The sequence below is a fragment of the Actibacterium sp. 188UL27-1 genome, assembly GCF_016901225.1.
Lineage (GTDB): Bacteria > Pseudomonadota > Alphaproteobacteria > Rhodobacterales > Rhodobacteraceae > 188UL27-1.
The window spans coordinates 70770-87365 of record NZ_JAFEUL010000013.1 but is presented as its reverse complement, the minus strand read 5'-3'; the positions used below and the strand labels follow the sequence as shown (position 1 = coordinate 87365).

The window sequence follows — 16596 nt, the reverse complement described above, 5'->3', positions numbered from 1 at the left end:
TTTTCACGGAATGCCCCCAAGAAACAGACTGTCATCCGGAATAATGAGGAGGATTTACTTCATTTCAACACGGTTTTGGGCCGTCGAGGCACGGTCATACCGGTTTTGCACGGACGCATCCGGCAATATCCTACTGCAGATCGGCAAAGGCACGGCGCAGACGATCCACCGCGTCCTGCACCACGGCGCGGGGAGCGGCAATGTTGAACCGCAGGAAATCGGCGCCGCCTGTGCCAAATGTCGGGCCCAGATTGACAGCGATCCGGGCATCTGTCTGAACCCTCTGCGTGAATTCCTCCATAGACATGCCCGTCCCGGAGAAATCGACCCAGGACAGATACGTGGCCTCCAACGGCATCGATTTCAGGCCAGGGATCCCGTTGACTGCATCATCGAACACGCGCCGGTTCTGGTCGAGATATTGGACCAGCTCATCCACCCAAGCCGCACCGTCGGGCGTATAGGCGGCGGTCGCCATGAAAAGGCCAAAACTGTTGGGGGTCAGACCCAACGCCGCCATGCGTTGGGCAAAGCGTGCGCGCAATTCGGTATCTTCGATGATGACATTGCCCACATGGGAGCCAGCAATATTGAACGTTTTGGTCGTGGCAGTCATCATGACAAGGCGGTCTGAAATTCCGTCAATCGCCGTCATTGGAATATGGGTGTGCCCGGGAAATACCAGATCGTGGTGGATCTCATCGCTCACCAGGATCAGGTCGTGCCGCTTGGCAAAGTCAGCCACAGCCTGCAATTCATCCCGCGTCCAGACCCGCCCCCCCGGATTGTGCGGCGAACATAGGACGACCATAGTCTCTGCCCCGGTCATCTGCGCGTCATAGGCGGCAAAATCCATCTCGTAGCGGCCAGATGTCTTGACCAGTTCGCATTCCACAACCTTGCGGCCCGCCGCCGCGATCACCCGGGCAAAGGCATGGTAGACTGGCGTGAACAGAACGACGCCATCACCCGGCGCCGTGAAGGCATCAATGCACATGGCCGTGCCATTGACCAAACCATGGGTCGTAAAGATGCTCTCCGGTGTCACGTGCCAGTTATGACGCGTCGCCATCCACCATTGGATGGCGGCCTTGTACCGGCTGTCATCGCCAAAATAGCCATAGACCCCATGATCGACCATGGCCTGGACGGAGTCCTGCACGCATTGCGGCGGCTTGAATTCCATATCGGCGACCCACATGGCCAGCCCATCCTGGGGTGAAACGCCATAGAGTTTCTCCATCATGTCCCATTTCACGCAATGGGTGCCGCGGCGGTCGATCGGTTCGTCAAAGCTCATTTGAATCTCCTTCGTGCCGGAGGGTAATCCTGATCGCCATCGGTGCAAGCAGGTTGTTGCGCGGGCGATGTGGCTGGATTACATGGCCTCCATGGCCGTTCTGAATATTCTGATCCACCCCGATCCCCGCCTGAAAAAGGCCGCCACCGCAATATCCGAAATCACACCGGATCTGCGTCAGTTGGCGGATGACATGCTGGAAACCATGTATGATGCGCCCGGTATCGGATTGGCGGCGCCACAAGTGGGCGTGGGACAGCGGATCCTGGTGATGGATTGCGTCAAGGAAAAGGGTGTGACGCCGCGGCCCATGGTGCTGATCAACCCTGCCATCACCTGGCAGTCCGAGGATCTGGCCACCTATGAGGAAGGGTGCCTCTCCATCCCAGAACAATATGCCGATGTGGAGCGGCCCAGCGAAGTGACCGTTACCTGGACCGATCTGGATGGTGCCGCACAGCAGGAAAGTTTTGACGGGTTGTGGGCCACGTGTGTGCAACACGAAATCGACCATCTGGATGGCAAGCTTTTCATCGATTACCTCAAGCCGCTGCGCCGTCAGATGATCACGCGAAAGATGCAAAAGCTGAAGCGCGAGCGGGCGCGCGCCTGATCCGCAATGGCCGTTCGCCCCGTTCTGACTTGGCCAGATCCACGCCTGTCTGAGGCCTGCGCACCGGTCGAGGCGATAACCGATGACATCACATCCTTGGCCCGTGACATGCTGGATACGATGTATGACGCACCGGGCCGTGGGTTAGCGGCACCGCAGATCGGCCAGATGCTTCGTCTTTTCGTAATGGATGTGACCTGGAAAGAGGGCAAACCCGACCCGATGATTTTCGTGAACCCACATATCAAAACGGCGTCGCGCGATCTGGTCCGGTGTGAGGAGGGGTGCCTGTCAATCCCCGATGTGACCGTCGGTGTTGAACGACCAACTGCCGTAACGCTCGGTTGGACCGACCTCACCGGAGACAAGCACAGCAAGCGGTTCACCGGCTTTGCCGCAGTTTGCGTTCAGCATGAACTGGACCATCTGGACGGGATCGTAACCCTTGACCGGATCGATGCCGACCAGCGCCGCAGGATCGAGGCTCGATATGGCGGTTAAGCCCTGTATTCCCTGGCCGGATCCGCGACTGACCCGGAAGGCCGAACCCGTGGATGCAATCACCGATGACATTCGCACCATCTGGCAGGATATGGTCGACACGATGGACGCCATGCCGGGTTACGGCCTGGCCGCACCTCAGTTGGGCATCCTGCTGCAACTGGCGGTCGTCGATTGTTCGACGGAGCGCGGAAAGGCGATCCGTATGGCAAATCCTGAGATCTTGAGTACCAGCACAACGACCCGCAGCCATGTTGAGGCGAGCCCAAACCTGCCAGGGCTATCCGCCAAGCTAGACAGACCGGCCGATGTCACCGTGGCCTTCATCGATGTAACTGGTCTGAAGGTGTGTCAGGATTTCGAAGGTCTGTGGGCCACGAGTGTGCAGCATCAAATCGATCACTTGAACGGCAAGCTGTTTGTCCACCGGCTCAGCCGGGTAAAACGGGACATGCTGCTGAAAAAGGCTGCAAAGGGGCGGGGATGAAACTGATCTTCATGGGGACGCCGGACTTTTCGGTGCCAGCACTTGATGCACTTGTGGCAGCGGGCCACGAGGTTGCCACCGTCTATACACAGCCACCACGGCCCGCAGGGCGCGGCAAGAAGGATCGACCAAGCCCGATTCAGCAACGCGCGGAGATTCTGGGGCTGCCGGTTCGGCACCCGGTCAGCCTGAAGTCGGCAGAGGCGCAGAAGGATTTTGCCGCGCTGAAGGCCGATCTGGCTGTGGTCGTTGCCTATGGCTTGTTGCTGCCGCAAGCCATTTTGGATGCACCGGCGCGGGGATGCCTGAACATCCATGCCTCCCTCCTGCCGCGTTGGCGAGGGGCCGCGCCGATCCATCGCGCCGTTCTTGCCGGGGATACCGAAACCGGCATCTGCATCATGCAGATGGAGGCGGGGCTGGATACCGGGCCCGTTCTGTTGCGGCGGCCCACGCCGATCCAGGCCGACGATACGACAGCAAGCCTGCATGACCGTCTTTCCGCCATTGGCGGCGAGGCCATTGTCGAGACGCTGCTCCAACTGGATCAGCTGACGCCCGTGCCCCAGCCGGAAGACGGGGTCACCTATGCGCAAAAGATCGATAAGGCCGAGGCGCAGATCGACTGGACCCGTCCAGCCGCGGAGGTTGATCGCCAGATCCGCGGCCTGTCCCCCTTTCCCGGTGCGTGGTGCATGATTGATGGAGAGCGCGTGAAATTCCTGAACAGCCGTCTGGCCGACGGCTCTGGGGCGCCCGGCGAGGTTCTGGCTGGGCTGACGATCGGGTGCGGCGACGGTGCTGTCGAAGTGACGCTCGCCCAACGGCAAGGCAAACGCGCCATGGCACCGCAGGATTTTCTGAACGGGATCACACTGCCCCGGTACCTGACCTGATCAGGTCGCCTTTCCGTAGAATTCGGTCTTTGGTGGGGAAAATGCACCGGCCAAGGCGCCGGCATGGAAACCGCCCCGCATGATCCAAAAGGTCAATCGGCGTTTATTCAGGATCGAGATCAGGGCCCGCCCCCCACAAAAGCCGACCTTGGCGAGGCATTTGGCCATGAAAACTGGGCGCGACGTGCCAGTTCCCGCCAACAGGCAATGTCCATAAATCTTCCCCGTCGTGTGCCTGCGACGCAGCAACCATTGAAACGACATACGTCGCCGTTCAACCGGTTCCGTCACGGCGGCGTCGTGGCAGATATCCATCACGACCCCCTTGCGGTGCAAACGAAAGAAAAAATCAACATCCTCGCCACCGGTTCGACCGAATGTGGGGCTGAAACGTTCTTCACCAACGCGGTCATCTGTCATGTCCAGCAGGACATTGCTGGAAAAGCCGGTTTCGACGACGTCACCGTTTCGGTTTGGAATATTGGAATGAAAGCTGTTGCTGCGCATCCAATCCGGGGCATCACTGGGATAAACGGCATGGGCCGGCCCAAAGATCACCGGGACGGCTTTGGCTTGAAATGCGGCCAGATGTTGACGGATCCAATCAGGTTCTGCGAGTTCGTCATCATCAATGAACAGCAGGATCGTGTCGCGGGCTGCGCTTAAGCACGCGTTCCGAGCAATTGAGATGTTTCTCGCTGGAGCGTGCACGTAAGTTAGATCTAAATCGTTTTCTGAGGCAAATTGGGCAAGTGATTCTGCCAATTTGGCCGACTCATCATTGTCAGCGACCACAATTTTGACCCGCACGTTAGGCGGAAGTGACTGTTCGGCAACACTCTTGAGGGTTGCAAACAGACTACTTCGTCTAAATGTACAAATTCCAACGGTTACATCGGTCATATTCAGCACAAAGAAGGCATGATTCCGCCAATATCGCAACAAAAGTGACAAATAAGCTGATCGTTAAGGAGGTGGTACTACTTATGAGGGTACCAACCGCGACAGCGTCACGACCGAGAGTTGATTGATCGACATGAAAATGACCAGCCTTCTATATCCGCTTCTGATGTCCGTCGCATTGTCGATAACAGGATATCTGACGATTGGGGGTTCGATTTTGTTATGGATCATCGCAGCGTGGTTATTCAGTGCTCCAATCGCACTGATTTGGGCCTCAAAAGTCGGGTCTACCACGCAAGCGCAGCAGACCGTTAGACAAGCGAACTAAGTTAATTCAACGTTGAACGCGCAGTACGTTCAGCAAGCGCCGCTCAACCGACCTGACACGAACGATGTGACAGTCTTCACAAAAATCCGAAGATCAGTCACCAAGCCTGCATTCTCAACATACCAAACATCTTTGGCAACCCGTTCAGCATAGGTCGTGTCAGACCGTCCACCCATCTGCCACGGCCCGGTCAAACCCGGTTTCACCGACAGATAATGATTTTTGTACGGACCGTACTTTTCCAATTCGCTTTCCGTGACCGGACGCGGACCAACGATGCTCATATGCCCCAAGAGCACGTTGAACACCTGTGGCAGCTCATCCAAACTGGACGACCGGAGAAGATGCCCGATGCCAGGGATAATCCGGGGATCATTCGGCAACTTTTGCGCCAGTTCCCACTGTTCCCGCATTTCCGGATCTTCTGCCAGGATCCGCTTGAGAACGACATCGGCGTTAGGCACCATCGTTGTAAATTTCAGGCAACCAAATTTACGCCCATCCTTACCGACGCGGGTGTGACGGTAAAACACCGCCCCATTGCCTTTCAAGCGAACCAGCACACCAATCAAAAGCATGATCGGCGCAAACACCATCAACATGCCAGATGCCAGAACGATATCCGTTGCTCGTTTTACTATTTTCGTGACGCGTGACTGAAACGGTACAACACCAAGTTGGCGAACCGGTGTCACATCATTCATATGAGAAGAATTTGTCAGCACTTTTTTCAAAACCTCGCCACGGGGCGACCTAAGAACCATCATTATACAGCCCCCTCAGGATGTATAGAAAACCAAGAAAAAACCACGGATACATCCCGCCTGATCATGAACAGTAAACAGCTTCAATGCTGTTGATTTAACTTATTGGTAAGAATTTGTAAAGCAAATGCCCTTGCGGAAGGCCAATGTCTACAGACCTGACAAGGTGCCTTAATTTGCCCCAAATGTGGCCAACATAAGTGTAATTGCTGCCATTTTTGGCGGTGCAGCAATATGTCAGCGATGCTGAAACAGTTTGTTCTTTCGTGTTGAAAAGGTGACAGTTTTTATTGTGCGGTACCAGAGTACTCAATTTATGGTTGACCAATGCACGATTCCGAAACTTTTGCTTGGTCAGACAACCGTGAATTTAACGTCCCATTGCGCTGATTGCCTCTAGTTGCTCGATCGTGGCCACGGACCGAGCCAACGGCATGCGATCACTTTGTGTTTTTTGGCCTTTGACGCAGCGACCGACCTCATCAATTTGAAACTGAAGGCCGGTGCCGGGAAAGCCTTGTCCGAAAGAGAGGCCGTCATTTGATGTGACTGCCTTGCCCACGCGCCGGATAATTGGCCAAAGCGGAGAGTTCTTGAGCGCGCCTTTGACCCCAGACGCTGAGGGAACCTGACCTCTGCCCTCTCCCATCTTGACCGGCCGCTGCCATGCCCGCTGGCACTGAATAAACGGGGCATCCGTTACGATCTTTCCCTGTGTCCCGAAAAGACAAAGCGTATTGGTCAGCTCTGTACCGTGGCTCGCCGTTATTGTTGTTAATGGCGATCCCGTCGTCCCATCATGACGCAACAAGACAGCCACATCCCGGGCAGATCCAATGACCGATTGCGACTGACTGGCAGAGACAACCGTAGATGGCCCCAAAAGGTAATCAGCCATCGATACGCCATAGATGCCCAAATCCATCAATGCTCCACCGCCCAAGGCAGGATCGGTAATTGGGTCACCCTCTTCGGCCAATCGTGGAAATCCCAGACTGATCTGCAATTGCAGAATGCCACCAAGATCGCTGTTCACAACCTTTTGGTTTATGTCGACCATTGTGGGCAAGAAACGGGTCCACAACGCTTCCATGCAAAACACGCCTGCGGTGCGCGCTACATCGGCGATTTTGGACGCTTCAGCGGATGTCGTTGCGAATGGCTTTTCCACCAAGACGGCCTTACCCGCATTGATCGCAAGCAATGCATGGTCGCAATGCAAGCTGTTTGGCGTTGCCACATAAACCGCATCGACGGCATCGGAAGCGACCATCAACGCGTAATCGTCAAACGCCTGGCAGGTAGAATACGCAGCGGCAAATTCCTGGGCACGCGACGCTGTCCGCGACGCAATCGCAGATAAAACCCCGGTGGTGCTGTGTTGCATGTCCTGGGCAAAGCGATGCGCGATATTGCCGGCACCCAGAATGCCCCAGCGAATGTGATCGGTCATTTCAGATCTCACTCCGATACACTGCCCTGGCGGCCAAAAACGCGACGCGTTGACCGCAGATACAATTGCTCAATAAGTTTTCCCACCAATGATAGACCAACGGCCGGCGGCCCTGCAAAACAACCAATAGCACGGCTGATATCACGTTGTTTGACAGCATCGATCAATCGCATCCAGTGCCAGCGCTTGCGCGTTTCGATTTTGTGCTCTTGCAATGCCCCAAGGTCAGCGGCGGTGAGATTGGGCAGTTGCGCCAGTTTATCATCGGCAGATACGAGCGCACCCAGATCCTTGGCGGAATGCTGGCCACTGAGAGAGGTGGCCCGCGTAACGGCAACATATCCGGCGGGATCGGTCAGGCAGAACCGCGCGCCCTTGAGCAAGGCCGTCGCATAAAAGGCGTAGTCCTCGCCAAGTCGCATATTCTCATCATAGCGCAGGGCATGTTCCTGGAGGAACCGGTTGGAAACGAGTGGCTTGATGAAGCCCAACTCGCCACGTCCGCCATGGAGACGGGAAAGGTTGCCTCTTACAAAAAGCTGGAAGGTCAATTCCTGGATCCCGATCACATCTTGCGACCATAGCCGGTGGCGCGGCCCGTCCGGTACATCTTCTGCCACTTTGTACAGATCATCGGCCACGAAGTCCCAAGCGCCACTTTCAGCGATCATCACAAGCTTCGACAACCGATCCGGTTCCATGAAGTCATCTGAGTCCAGCGGCGTCACGAACCGGGCCTGGGTGGCGGCCAGCCCCCTATTTCGGGCGGCGGCCGGACCCCGGTTCAGCGGCTGGTCCAAGGCCGTGATCCGGTTGTCTTGCTCAGCCAGTCGACGCGCGACATCCAAAGTCCCATCGGTTGAGGCATCGTCGACCACGATCACCTGGACCGACACGTCATGCTGCGCCAACGCGCTTGAAACAGCACGCTCCAGCGTTGCCTCGGCATTCCAGGCCGGGACAATCACGGCGATATCGGGCGGCGACATGTTAACGAATCCAATACGGTTGTTCAGACACCAAACCGGTCGGGCCGACAGCTGACAAGAGACTGTGTTTCAGAATATTATCTGAAGGGCGGCCTGTGGTCTGGAAACACTAGAAAATGGTATATCTTTGCCAGCGGATATGTATCTTCCATCCTATCATGTAACTGCCGGTATGTGAGTTCAATGTTTGATATCACTGTGATCATTGCCGCTTGGCAGGCTGATCCGACCATTGACCGCAGTGTGGATAGCGCGCTTTGTCAATTGGATGTCTCAAAACAAGTCGTAGTGATTGATGATGCATCCCACGATGGGTTGAAAGACCGGCTCAGCACCCGCACCGATATTGAACTTGAAGCCCTCCGCGTGAATGGCGGACCGGCCGCGGCGCGCAACCGCGGTTTAGACGTGGCGCGTGGCACATGGGTCGCTGTGCTTGATGCAGACGATACGATGGAGCCGCATAGACTGCGCCGGATGATCGATCAGGCAGAGCGGCAGAATGCAGACGTCATCCTGGGTAACTTTCGCCGTGTGGATGAGGCGGGACAACCCGTTGATGTACAACCATTTCTTGATCCACGACGGGTCAAGCATGATGAACCTGTTTCGATGGAGAAGTATGTGGGGCGCAACCAGGTGCGCCCTAACGCGCCCAGTTTGGGATATCTAAAACCGATATTCCGGCGTTCCTTCCTTGAGGCGAAGGGGCTGCGTTACAATACCGAACTTAGGAACGGTGAAGACTGCCACCTGATTTTCGCATTTCTGGCTGCCGGGGCCCGCGTGTTCATCGCCCCTGAACCTGACTACTTATACACAGTCCGATCTGGATCGATTTCCCACAGGGCCAATCCCGAGCATATCTCGGCATTGATCAATGCCGACAAGGAATTTGTGAACCAGTTTACCGGTCAATTGTCCTCGCAGGTAAAGCGACTGTTCCAATCGCGGGATCGAGCGTTGAGCCAACTGATATTAACCGAACGAGCAATGCAGTTTCTGAAAAACCGTCAAGTGGGGGATGCAATTTCGCTGTTGATCCGTAACCCCCTCGTGACCGGTAGAGTGACGCGCCAGCTTTGTGAAAGCCTGACTAAGCGCGTCGATCGACAGCTAAAGAGGTAAAGCTTGGTCCAAGTCTCCGATTGGGAGAGGTGGCTCCTTATGTTGTATAGGTTGGGGGTGGAATGCAGATGTCCGTGTCGGCAGAGGCTGCGACAAGTCCCGATTTCACGCGCACTCGCCCGATTGTTACAGTATTGATACACCGCAGGCTGGATGACGTCCTGTCTGGAAGCTGCGTATATCTGCTCGGGTGCCTGTCGTGTTTTGAGCAAGCAGGATTTCGGGTACGCATCGTCATGGCACCGGTCGCAGGTTTTGGCAGCAAGCCGTTTTCCCGTCCAAACCCGGTTTTCATCAGGGGCGGGCGATCCCTGCATTGGCCTGGAACCCTGAAATTCGGTGCGACATATATTTCGACCCGACCAGCCGTGTGGTATCGCGCGATGCAACGCGTCTTCAAGCAGGTCGCATGGATCCTGCATGGCCGTACCGAATTCAAGATACCGGCCATTCCCAGCAGCCTGGGCCGCCCGCCAAATCCAAATGAACAAGCCGATATGATCCGCACCGCCAATCAGGCTGAAACCCACATTGCACTTGCCGAATATAGTTCGCTGGCCGGTTTACTGGATCGATGCAGGGCAACGCGTCGGGCCGTCCTGCTGCATGACCTGTTTTCCGAGCGGAGCAATTCATTCCGTGACGTGGGTCTGGAGCCCGACCATGAAACCATCACATTGGACGAAGAATGCGCCCGCCTGGAGCATGTGGATCTTTGTATCCATGCATCTGTGACAGAGGCGCAGTTGTTGCGGAGCAAGTTGCCAAGCAAACATCACGTCTGGTTACCACCGCAACCAGATGGCATCGCGCCCAAGGATCATGGGCCAGAGCGAGTCATCTTTATCGGGGTTCGTCATGGCGGCAATCAAGATGCGCTCAAATGCATTCTCGAAGAGATCTGGCCTGCTATACATCACGCGCGCCCACAAACAGAGCTTTGGATCATTGGTGAGATCTGCGAGATGGTTCACAAACAACACCCCGGCGTGCACGTATTGGGCCGCGTTGACGATCTGTCGGATATTGGCGGACCAAGGGCCGTCGGTATTGCGCCAGAACGGGCCGCAAGTGGGATCAGCATCAAGCTGGCGACATATCTGAGTATGGGAATGTCAGTGGTGACCAGGCCCTGCGCATTGCCTGCCTATGGCGATGCGCTGGATGATCTGGTGGAGACAGCCGATACGCCTGAAGAATTCATCAAAACGGTCCTGGACCTGCTGGATGACACGGATCGGCGTCATAAGCTGGCGGCCCGCACCAAACTTTCCCTACAGAGCCGTCTTAGCCAGACCGAACTTATCGGGTATCTGGAAACGGCAGCGGCATTGCCACAGCCAAAGATTTAGGATCCGTCGGGGTCCAAAACCAGCACCTGGGAGACACGCAGGATATCACCCGGGCTCAAACGATCCGTAGTCGCCGCTGTCTGCTCGTCGCCCTCGGGATCGTCGGCCCGTGTCACGAAAAAGGTCGTCTCGATCTCTGCCGCATCTGCCGAAGAGAGCGTGCCACCTCCTTCGGCAATCGCCTCCCGCAGAAAGGCGCGTTGATTGTTCAAACGCTCCAACTCCGCGTTGACCTTCTGTAGTTCCACGGCGGATTGAGTTGAGCTTTTGGTCCGCAAGGCAACAAGATCGCGCTCGGCCTCCTTCACGCGTTGCTGCGCCCGGAACATGGCATTGCGTAGGTCAATTTCTTTGTTCTCCAGATTGAAAAGGTCGCGTTGCACATCCACCAGCTGCGTGGCGCGGGCCCGACCGCTTTCCACCAGTGACTCAATATTGGCGAACCGGGTACGCGCCAGTTCCAACTGGGTTGCCAAGCGATCCAGTGTTCCTTCAAGCCCGGCAATCTCGTTGTTAAGGATCCCTTTCAGCTCATCCAGTGTCTCAGCCTCCAGGTTCAAGGCGGCTCTGCGGGACCGAAAGACTTCCGCTTCCTCCTCGACAACCTGCGCGGTTGGTCCGTCACCGCTTGGATGGCCGATGTCGCTTGGGATTGCGATGTCATCCGCCCCCGACACCTCGGCTTGCAAACGGGCGGCGCGTACGGTCTCGCGGAATATATCGACATTGGCCTGCTGCAAGGCGCTGGCTTCGCGCAACATCGTGCCCTGTTCAGCACTGGCGGCCTCAGCAGAGCCGCCCCCCGCCACGGCAAATGCCTGTCCAATGGTAAGGCCCGGTGTCGTTGGATAAACGCCCGGCCGATTCACGTCACCAATGATATAGAATGGCCGATGTTCACTGATCTCTACTGACGTTGCCGGTGTTTCGATCAGGTTGGCCCGGATCTCCAACGCCGCGGAAATGTCTTCCGATAGCTCAGCCGGTGTTTTGCCCGTCGCATCAATCGGACCTGCGATCGGGACAAGAACATAACCGTCTGATTGAACCGCGTAAGATCCACTCACCGCCGTCCAAAGCTCATATTGCCGGGCGACCTCGGCCCAGACCACGACACGTATGTCCAAGCGGTCTCCGGCTCCTAGGGTGTAGGGGGCCGGTGCCGTTTGCGCCATTCCCGTACAAACAGAGAGCGCTAAAAACACCACAGAGAACAGGACGGAACGCATTAAAAACTCCTATAAATTCGCATAATCAAGTGGCGAAAGCCCCGTCTGCGACTGGACAAATCTGCTGGTCTTGGTTCTATACCCCGGAAATATCTTTGTGTTGAAAATATTTACAGGGTTTGCATCGTGGCAGGTCAGATCACCGCGATTGTGCCAACATATAATCGCAGCACATACCTTGTTGAAGCCGTTCAGGCCCTGTTATCGCAAACTCGCCCGCTTCATCAGATTATTGTATGGAATGATGGTTCCACCGATGAGACAGCGCAGGTGATGGCAGACATAACGCGTCAAAACCCGGGCCGTATCACCTATCATGAAGCGGCGAATGGCGGGAAGTCCAAGGCATTGAACGCAGCCATGGCGCTTGCCACCGGCGACTATGTCTGGATTTGCGATGATGACGATGTCGCCCTGCAGGACGCGGCGGAGCGCATGGGTGCGGTCTTGGACACGTCAGACGCCGCCATGGTCGCTGGATCGCATGTCCGTTTTTCGGTCGATCCAAAAACCGGCGAGCACGTTTTGTCCGATACCGGGTATTGGCCAGATCTGAGCAGCGGCAGCATTTTGCGTCACCTTCTTGAGGATATCTTTTTTTTTCAAAACGCAGCCCTGGTGCGGCGCGCGGCATTTGAGGAAGTTGGACCGTTCCGCGAAGATCTTGCACGCTCCATCGATTATCAAATGTTTGTGCGATTGGCAGCACGTTTTCCGGTGCAGATGGTGAATGGCGTCTTGTTTCACCAGCGCAAGCACGATGGCCCCCGTGGTTCATCGGGGGCCAGTCACAGTGCAAGCGAGTCTGAAAATGTCTGGCTGCACCATGACCGCGCCATCTTTGCCGAGTTTCGGCAAAGCCTTCCGCTTGCCCTGTACGAGAGCTTTTTCGACGGGCCAGCTGAGATCGTGAAACGCGCGGCTCTTTTGCAGCGGGCCTGTGTCTATGCGCGGCGGCTGGATTGGCCAGCTGCGATTGAAGATTTTTCGGAAGCGACCGGGATAAGTGCCGATCAAGGTTTATCGACGGTCGAACAAAACTGCATACGTCGCGCCTTGTCCGGAAAGCATGGCTGCGCACCAGCCTTTGTTTCGCCGGTGGCAGGTCAGCTTTTGGCATTGCGCCAACGAGGGCCGATCGGAAAAGCAATTGTCGCGAATCTGGCACGAGGGGCGGTTTGGCGCGTGCGAATGGCACATTTGAGTCGCGATTACGCCGAAGCGCTGCGGGTCATGGCGTTCATCTTCCGCGCCACATTGGCTGGGTCAAAGGGGGCGATCTCACCGTTGGTGGAGCGGGATAAGTTACTGCCAGAGGCCTATCAATGGTAGATGTGACAGCCCTGGATCCGGCAACCGTTGCAGTGATCATTCCGACTTTGAATGAGCGGGAGTACATCGCCGAAACTTTGGCACAGATCATCGAACACGACTCCTTAGCAGCGAAGTGCATGGTGATTGTCGCGGATGGTGGAAGCACCGATGGCACCCAGGATGTGGTGACACAACTGACCACCCGATACGGCAATCTGGTTTTGCTGAACAATCCGGGGCGCACCCAGGCCGCAGCGGTGAACATGTTGTTGGACCAGGCCTACGACAGGGTGGACGTGCTTATTCGTTGCGACGCCCATGCGAGATATCCGACCAACTTTGTCACCGACCTGGTCGCGGCATTTTCGGAAAAGCAGGCCGCTTCTGTTGTGATTCCAATGGATGCAAAAGCGGGCGATGACTGCTTTCAACGCGGATTGGCCTGGATTTCGGATACGAAATTGGGGGCAGGCGGCTCCCCCCATCGCGGCGGTGTGGCATCGCGATATGTCGACCATGGCCACCACGCCGCCTTTAGAATGTCGGTCTTTCGCGATTTGTGCGGTTACGACACACGCTTCATCGCCAACGAGGATGCCGAATATGATCGAAGGGTGATCCTTTGCGGAGAGCAGATCTGGCTCGAAAGCGCGATCCGGATTGACTATTTTCCGCGGCGAACGGCTAAGGCGCTGTGGCGGCAATACTATCGATACGGCCAGGGACGCGCACAGACCTGCTTTAAGCATCGCGTCCCGCCAAAGCTGCGCCAAATGATCCCCGTAATGCACATTGCGTTATTGGCGTTCAGCATTCTGATCCTGCCTTTCAGCATTGCGGGCTTGGCTTGGCCGATCATTTACACTGCCGTGGTCTTGGCTGCCGGTGGGGCGATGGTGCTCAAGCACAAATCGGTCTGTGGGTTTGCGGGTAGTCTGGGTCTCGCCGTTATGCATCTGTCCTGGGGACTTGGCTTTATCGGACAGGCGGTACGAGAGTCGGCCTCCGGCAGAAAGGCGACATCTCAATGACAGATAACACAGACGGTCACATCGCATTCTTTGGTCACAATGCTGGCGATGCGGCTGTACGCCGCCGTGCGGATGCTTTCCTGAAATCCGGCTATGAAGTGACGGGTTTCATGCCGCATCGTGGCCCGGTTCTCGCCTCTCCCTGGCCCGTGATCGATTTGGGGGAGACGCGCGACAATGATTATCTCCATCGCATCCGCTCCATATTTAGTGGAGCACGCCTGGCCATGGCCCATTCCGACATACTGCGCGATGCGAGCCTGATTTATGCGCGCAACCTCGATATGCTGGCCACGGCCGCCCATGTGAAACGACGCCTCGGCCTAAACGCAGCACTGGTCTACGAATGCCTCGATATCCACCACAAACTGACCGGACACTCGGCGATCGCAAAGATCTTACGACGGATTGAACGGCGGTTGCTGCAGCAAAGTGCGCTTGTGGTCATCTCCTCCCCCCGATTTGAAGCCGAGCATTTTGCGGTACACCATCCAGGGCAATATCGGAGCTTCCTGATCGAAAACCGGTTGGTCGCCGATGAAGGGCTACCCGAGCGGCCGCAACCATCCGCACCATCAGACGGGCCCTTGCGCATCGGTTGGTTCGGCAATCTGCGTTGCCGCCGGTCGCTTGATCTGCTGCTTGACTTGGCAAAACGCTTTCCCGATGACGTGCTGATCTACCTCAGAGGATATCCTGCACTGGGTGTTTTCCCTGATTTCGAAGGCGAGATCGCACCCTATCCCAACGTGACGTACGGAGGCAGGTATCAGGCACCTGACGATCTGGAGTTAATCTATCGCGCGGTTGATGTCGTATGGGCCGGGGATTGGTACGAGGCTGGCGCAAACTCTGTCTGGCTTCTACCGAACCGCGTCTACGAAGGCGGTTACTTCACGACGCCTGCCCTCGCACCGTCGGGAACAGAAACGGCAGCTTGGCTGACGCGTAACAATGCGGGCCTTCTGGTCGACGATCCGGTTGAGCAAACCTTACCCGACCTCGTTGATCGTCTGATCAAAGACCGCAATATGGTACACGAACAACAGATAAAATTGCTGGATTGCCCGCGGAGCACCTTTGTTCAGGATGCCAATATCATTCCGCGGATGGTAGCGATTGCTCAAATGAAAACGCCCTAGGACCAATCCATGGGGGCCACAGATTGCGCGGTGGATTGGGGAATGTACTCCGTACCAAACCGCTCCGGATGCTGGATCGCCAGAGACACTTCCGTGATATGCAACGAGAAATTACCGGCAAGTCTCGGAGCGCGACCTGCTTGGATCGCCTGCGCCATTTCCGCCACGCCCAACGCAAAATCCATGTGGTAACCCCGCCGCGCTGTGGCGATCTTGCGGTTTGAGTTTGGTTTCAGGATCTTGGCACGATCCCAGCCAAAGATCTTTTGAAACTGACGGTGTAATCTGGTCTCTGCAACCGGTATCGATCTGACCTTTGCAGCGAAATCCCAGGTCTCATCCAGACTTAAGATGCCATCGTCACAGAACACCCGAAACGTGTGGTCGTGGGGCGCAATGATACTGTTTGTTAATCTGGCGGAAACGCCGTTGGCAAATTCCAAGGACGCGCAGGAATAGTCGGGTGTCGTATAAGCTTGCGGAGTGTCGGGCCCCTTATCTTTGATCAGACATCGGGCATAGGACACGACGCGCTGGACCGGCCCAAACATGACGACCAGCCAAGTCAGGGCATAACCAGCATGTTCCAAAGTGCAGCCTGTCTGAAACTCATCGCGGGCCGGCCATAAAGCGCCCGATGCTGTCCGCCAGTTCTGGTATCCCATGCGATGGACAAGGCCATCGTCAATTTCTGCATAAATCAGGCGCGGCGTTCCACGAGCCTGGTCACGAACAGCCTTGATTAGGGTCTGTGCCGCCTCACCCAGGGTACTGGATGGGGCCGATACGATGTGGAGGCCGGCTGCCTTGGCCGTTTCAATCAACTCTTTGGCTTGCTCAAGATCCAACGCTAAGGGTTTTTCCGAATAGACATGTTTGCCGTGCTCCAAGCACCGCTTCGAGACTGCATAATGTTGATCGGGGTTGGTGAGGTTTACAACGACATCCACAGTTGGATCGTTCAACAGAGTGTCGACATCGGTGTAGGTTGGGACGCCGTAGAAATCACCGAACACCTTTAGGCGGTTTGGATCGATATCGAAGACGCCGCGCAAATCCAGCGTATCTTGCCAGTTGCTAAGGGTCTTCTGATACAGGTCAGCCACGTACCCGCATCCGACATAGGCAATGCCAACTTTGGTCACGCAATCAGATCCTATTCGCTG

At 56.2% G+C, this 16596-nt stretch carries 16 protein-coding genes; 9 read left to right on the top strand and 7 right to left on the bottom strand.

Annotation, left to right across the window (positions count from 1 at the left end):
• Positions 1-130 precede the first annotated feature (130 nt).
• Positions 131-1300: a MalY/PatB family protein gene (locus tag IU397_RS16145; protein WP_204415727.1), complete on the bottom strand. Its 1170-nt coding sequence runs from the start codon at positions 1298-1300 to the stop codon at positions 131-133.
• A 91-nt stretch (positions 1301-1391) separates the two neighbouring features.
• Between IU397_RS16145 and def (IU397_RS16140) the strand changes: the two genes are divergently transcribed.
• From def (IU397_RS16140) to fmt, 4 genes are read left to right on the top strand one after another with little or no spacing between them, the layout of a single operon-like run.
• A complete protein-coding gene (gene def, locus IU397_RS16140) occupies positions 1392-1913 on the top strand; it encodes a peptide deformylase (RefSeq protein WP_204415775.1) in 522 nt (173 codons plus the stop codon).
• A 6-nt stretch (positions 1914-1919) separates the two neighbouring features.
• Positions 1920-2414: a peptide deformylase gene (def, locus tag IU397_RS16135; RefSeq protein WP_204415725.1), complete on the top strand. Its 495-nt coding sequence runs from the start codon at positions 1920-1922 to the stop codon at positions 2412-2414.
• A complete protein-coding gene (gene def, locus IU397_RS16130; protein ID WP_204415723.1) occupies positions 2404-2901 on the top strand; it encodes a peptide deformylase in 498 nt (165 codons plus the stop codon). Before def (IU397_RS16135) ends, def (IU397_RS16130) begins: the two co-directional genes overlap by 11 nt.
• Positions 2898-3797, top strand: a complete 900-nt coding sequence (gene fmt, locus IU397_RS16125; RefSeq protein WP_204415721.1) for a methionyl-tRNA formyltransferase — start codon at positions 2898-2900, stop codon at positions 3795-3797. The genes def (IU397_RS16130) and fmt overlap by 4 nt, the downstream gene beginning before the upstream one ends.
• Here the strand turns inward: fmt and IU397_RS23960 are convergent, their stop codons facing one another.
• The 4 genes from IU397_RS23960 to IU397_RS16105 all read right to left on the bottom strand — a co-directional run bounded on the left by IU397_RS23960 (position 3798) and on the right by IU397_RS16105 (position 8234).
• A complete protein-coding gene (locus IU397_RS23960) occupies positions 3798-4700 on the bottom strand; it encodes a glycosyltransferase family 2 protein (protein ID WP_204415719.1) in 903 nt (300 codons plus the stop codon).
• A gap of 357 nt (positions 4701-5057) precedes the next feature.
• Complete coding sequence (locus IU397_RS16115) at positions 5058-5795, bottom strand: sugar transferase (protein WP_204415717.1); 738 nt, start codon at positions 5793-5795, stop codon at positions 5058-5060.
• A gap of 367 nt (positions 5796-6162) precedes the next feature.
• Complete coding sequence (locus tag IU397_RS16110) at positions 6163-7245, bottom strand: Gfo/Idh/MocA family protein (RefSeq protein ID WP_204415715.1); 1083 nt, start codon at positions 7243-7245, stop codon at positions 6163-6165.
• Positions 7246-7253: 8 nt separating this feature from the next.
• Positions 7254-8234: a glycosyltransferase family 2 protein gene (locus IU397_RS16105; protein WP_204415714.1), complete on the bottom strand. Its 981-nt coding sequence runs from the start codon at positions 8232-8234 to the stop codon at positions 7254-7256.
• Positions 8235-8417: 183 nt separating this feature from the next.
• On the opposite strand from IU397_RS16105, the gene IU397_RS16100 reads away from it, so the two are divergent.
• Positions 8418-9362, top strand: a complete 945-nt coding sequence (locus tag IU397_RS16100; protein ID WP_204415712.1) for a glycosyltransferase family 2 protein — start codon at positions 8418-8420, stop codon at positions 9360-9362.
• Positions 9363-9745: 383 nt separating this feature from the next.
• Entirely contained in the window at positions 9746-10714 is a 969-nt protein-coding gene (locus tag IU397_RS16095; protein WP_204415710.1) for a glycosyltransferase family 4 protein, read from the top strand.
• Here the strand turns inward: IU397_RS16095 and IU397_RS16090 are convergent.
• Entirely contained in the window at positions 10711-11943 is a 1233-nt protein-coding gene (locus IU397_RS16090; protein WP_204415708.1) for a polysaccharide biosynthesis/export family protein, read from the bottom strand. The genes IU397_RS16095 and IU397_RS16090 overlap by 4 nt on opposite strands.
• Positions 11944-12069: 126 nt before the next feature.
• Here IU397_RS16090 and IU397_RS16085 point away from each other — a divergent pair, with 126 nt between their 5' ends.
• The 3 genes from IU397_RS16085 to IU397_RS16075 are packed head-to-tail and all read left to right on the top strand — an operon-like array spanning position 12070 to position 15430.
• Entirely contained in the window at positions 12070-13275 is a 1206-nt protein-coding gene (locus tag IU397_RS16085; protein ID WP_204415706.1) for a glycosyltransferase family 2 protein, read from the top strand.
• Positions 13269-14288 (top strand): glycosyltransferase family 2 protein, encoded by a 1020-nt coding sequence (locus IU397_RS16080; RefSeq protein WP_204415704.1) that lies wholly within the window; start codon positions 13269-13271, stop codon positions 14286-14288. Before IU397_RS16085 ends, IU397_RS16080 begins: the two co-directional genes overlap by 7 nt.
• The gene (locus IU397_RS16075) at positions 14285-15430 is read left to right on the top strand and encodes a hypothetical protein (protein WP_204415703.1); all 1146 of its coding nucleotides are present in this window, start codon (positions 14285-14287) and stop codon (positions 15428-15430) included. Before IU397_RS16080 ends, IU397_RS16075 begins: the two co-directional genes overlap by 4 nt.
• On the opposite strand, the gene IU397_RS16070 is transcribed toward IU397_RS16075, so the two are convergent.
• Positions 15427-16575: a Gfo/Idh/MocA family protein gene (locus IU397_RS16070; protein ID WP_370541706.1), complete on the bottom strand. Its 1149-nt coding sequence runs from the start codon at positions 16573-16575 to the stop codon at positions 15427-15429. The two genes, IU397_RS16075 and IU397_RS16070, sit on opposite strands and share 4 nt — an antisense overlap.
• Positions 16576-16596 lie beyond the last annotated feature (21 nt).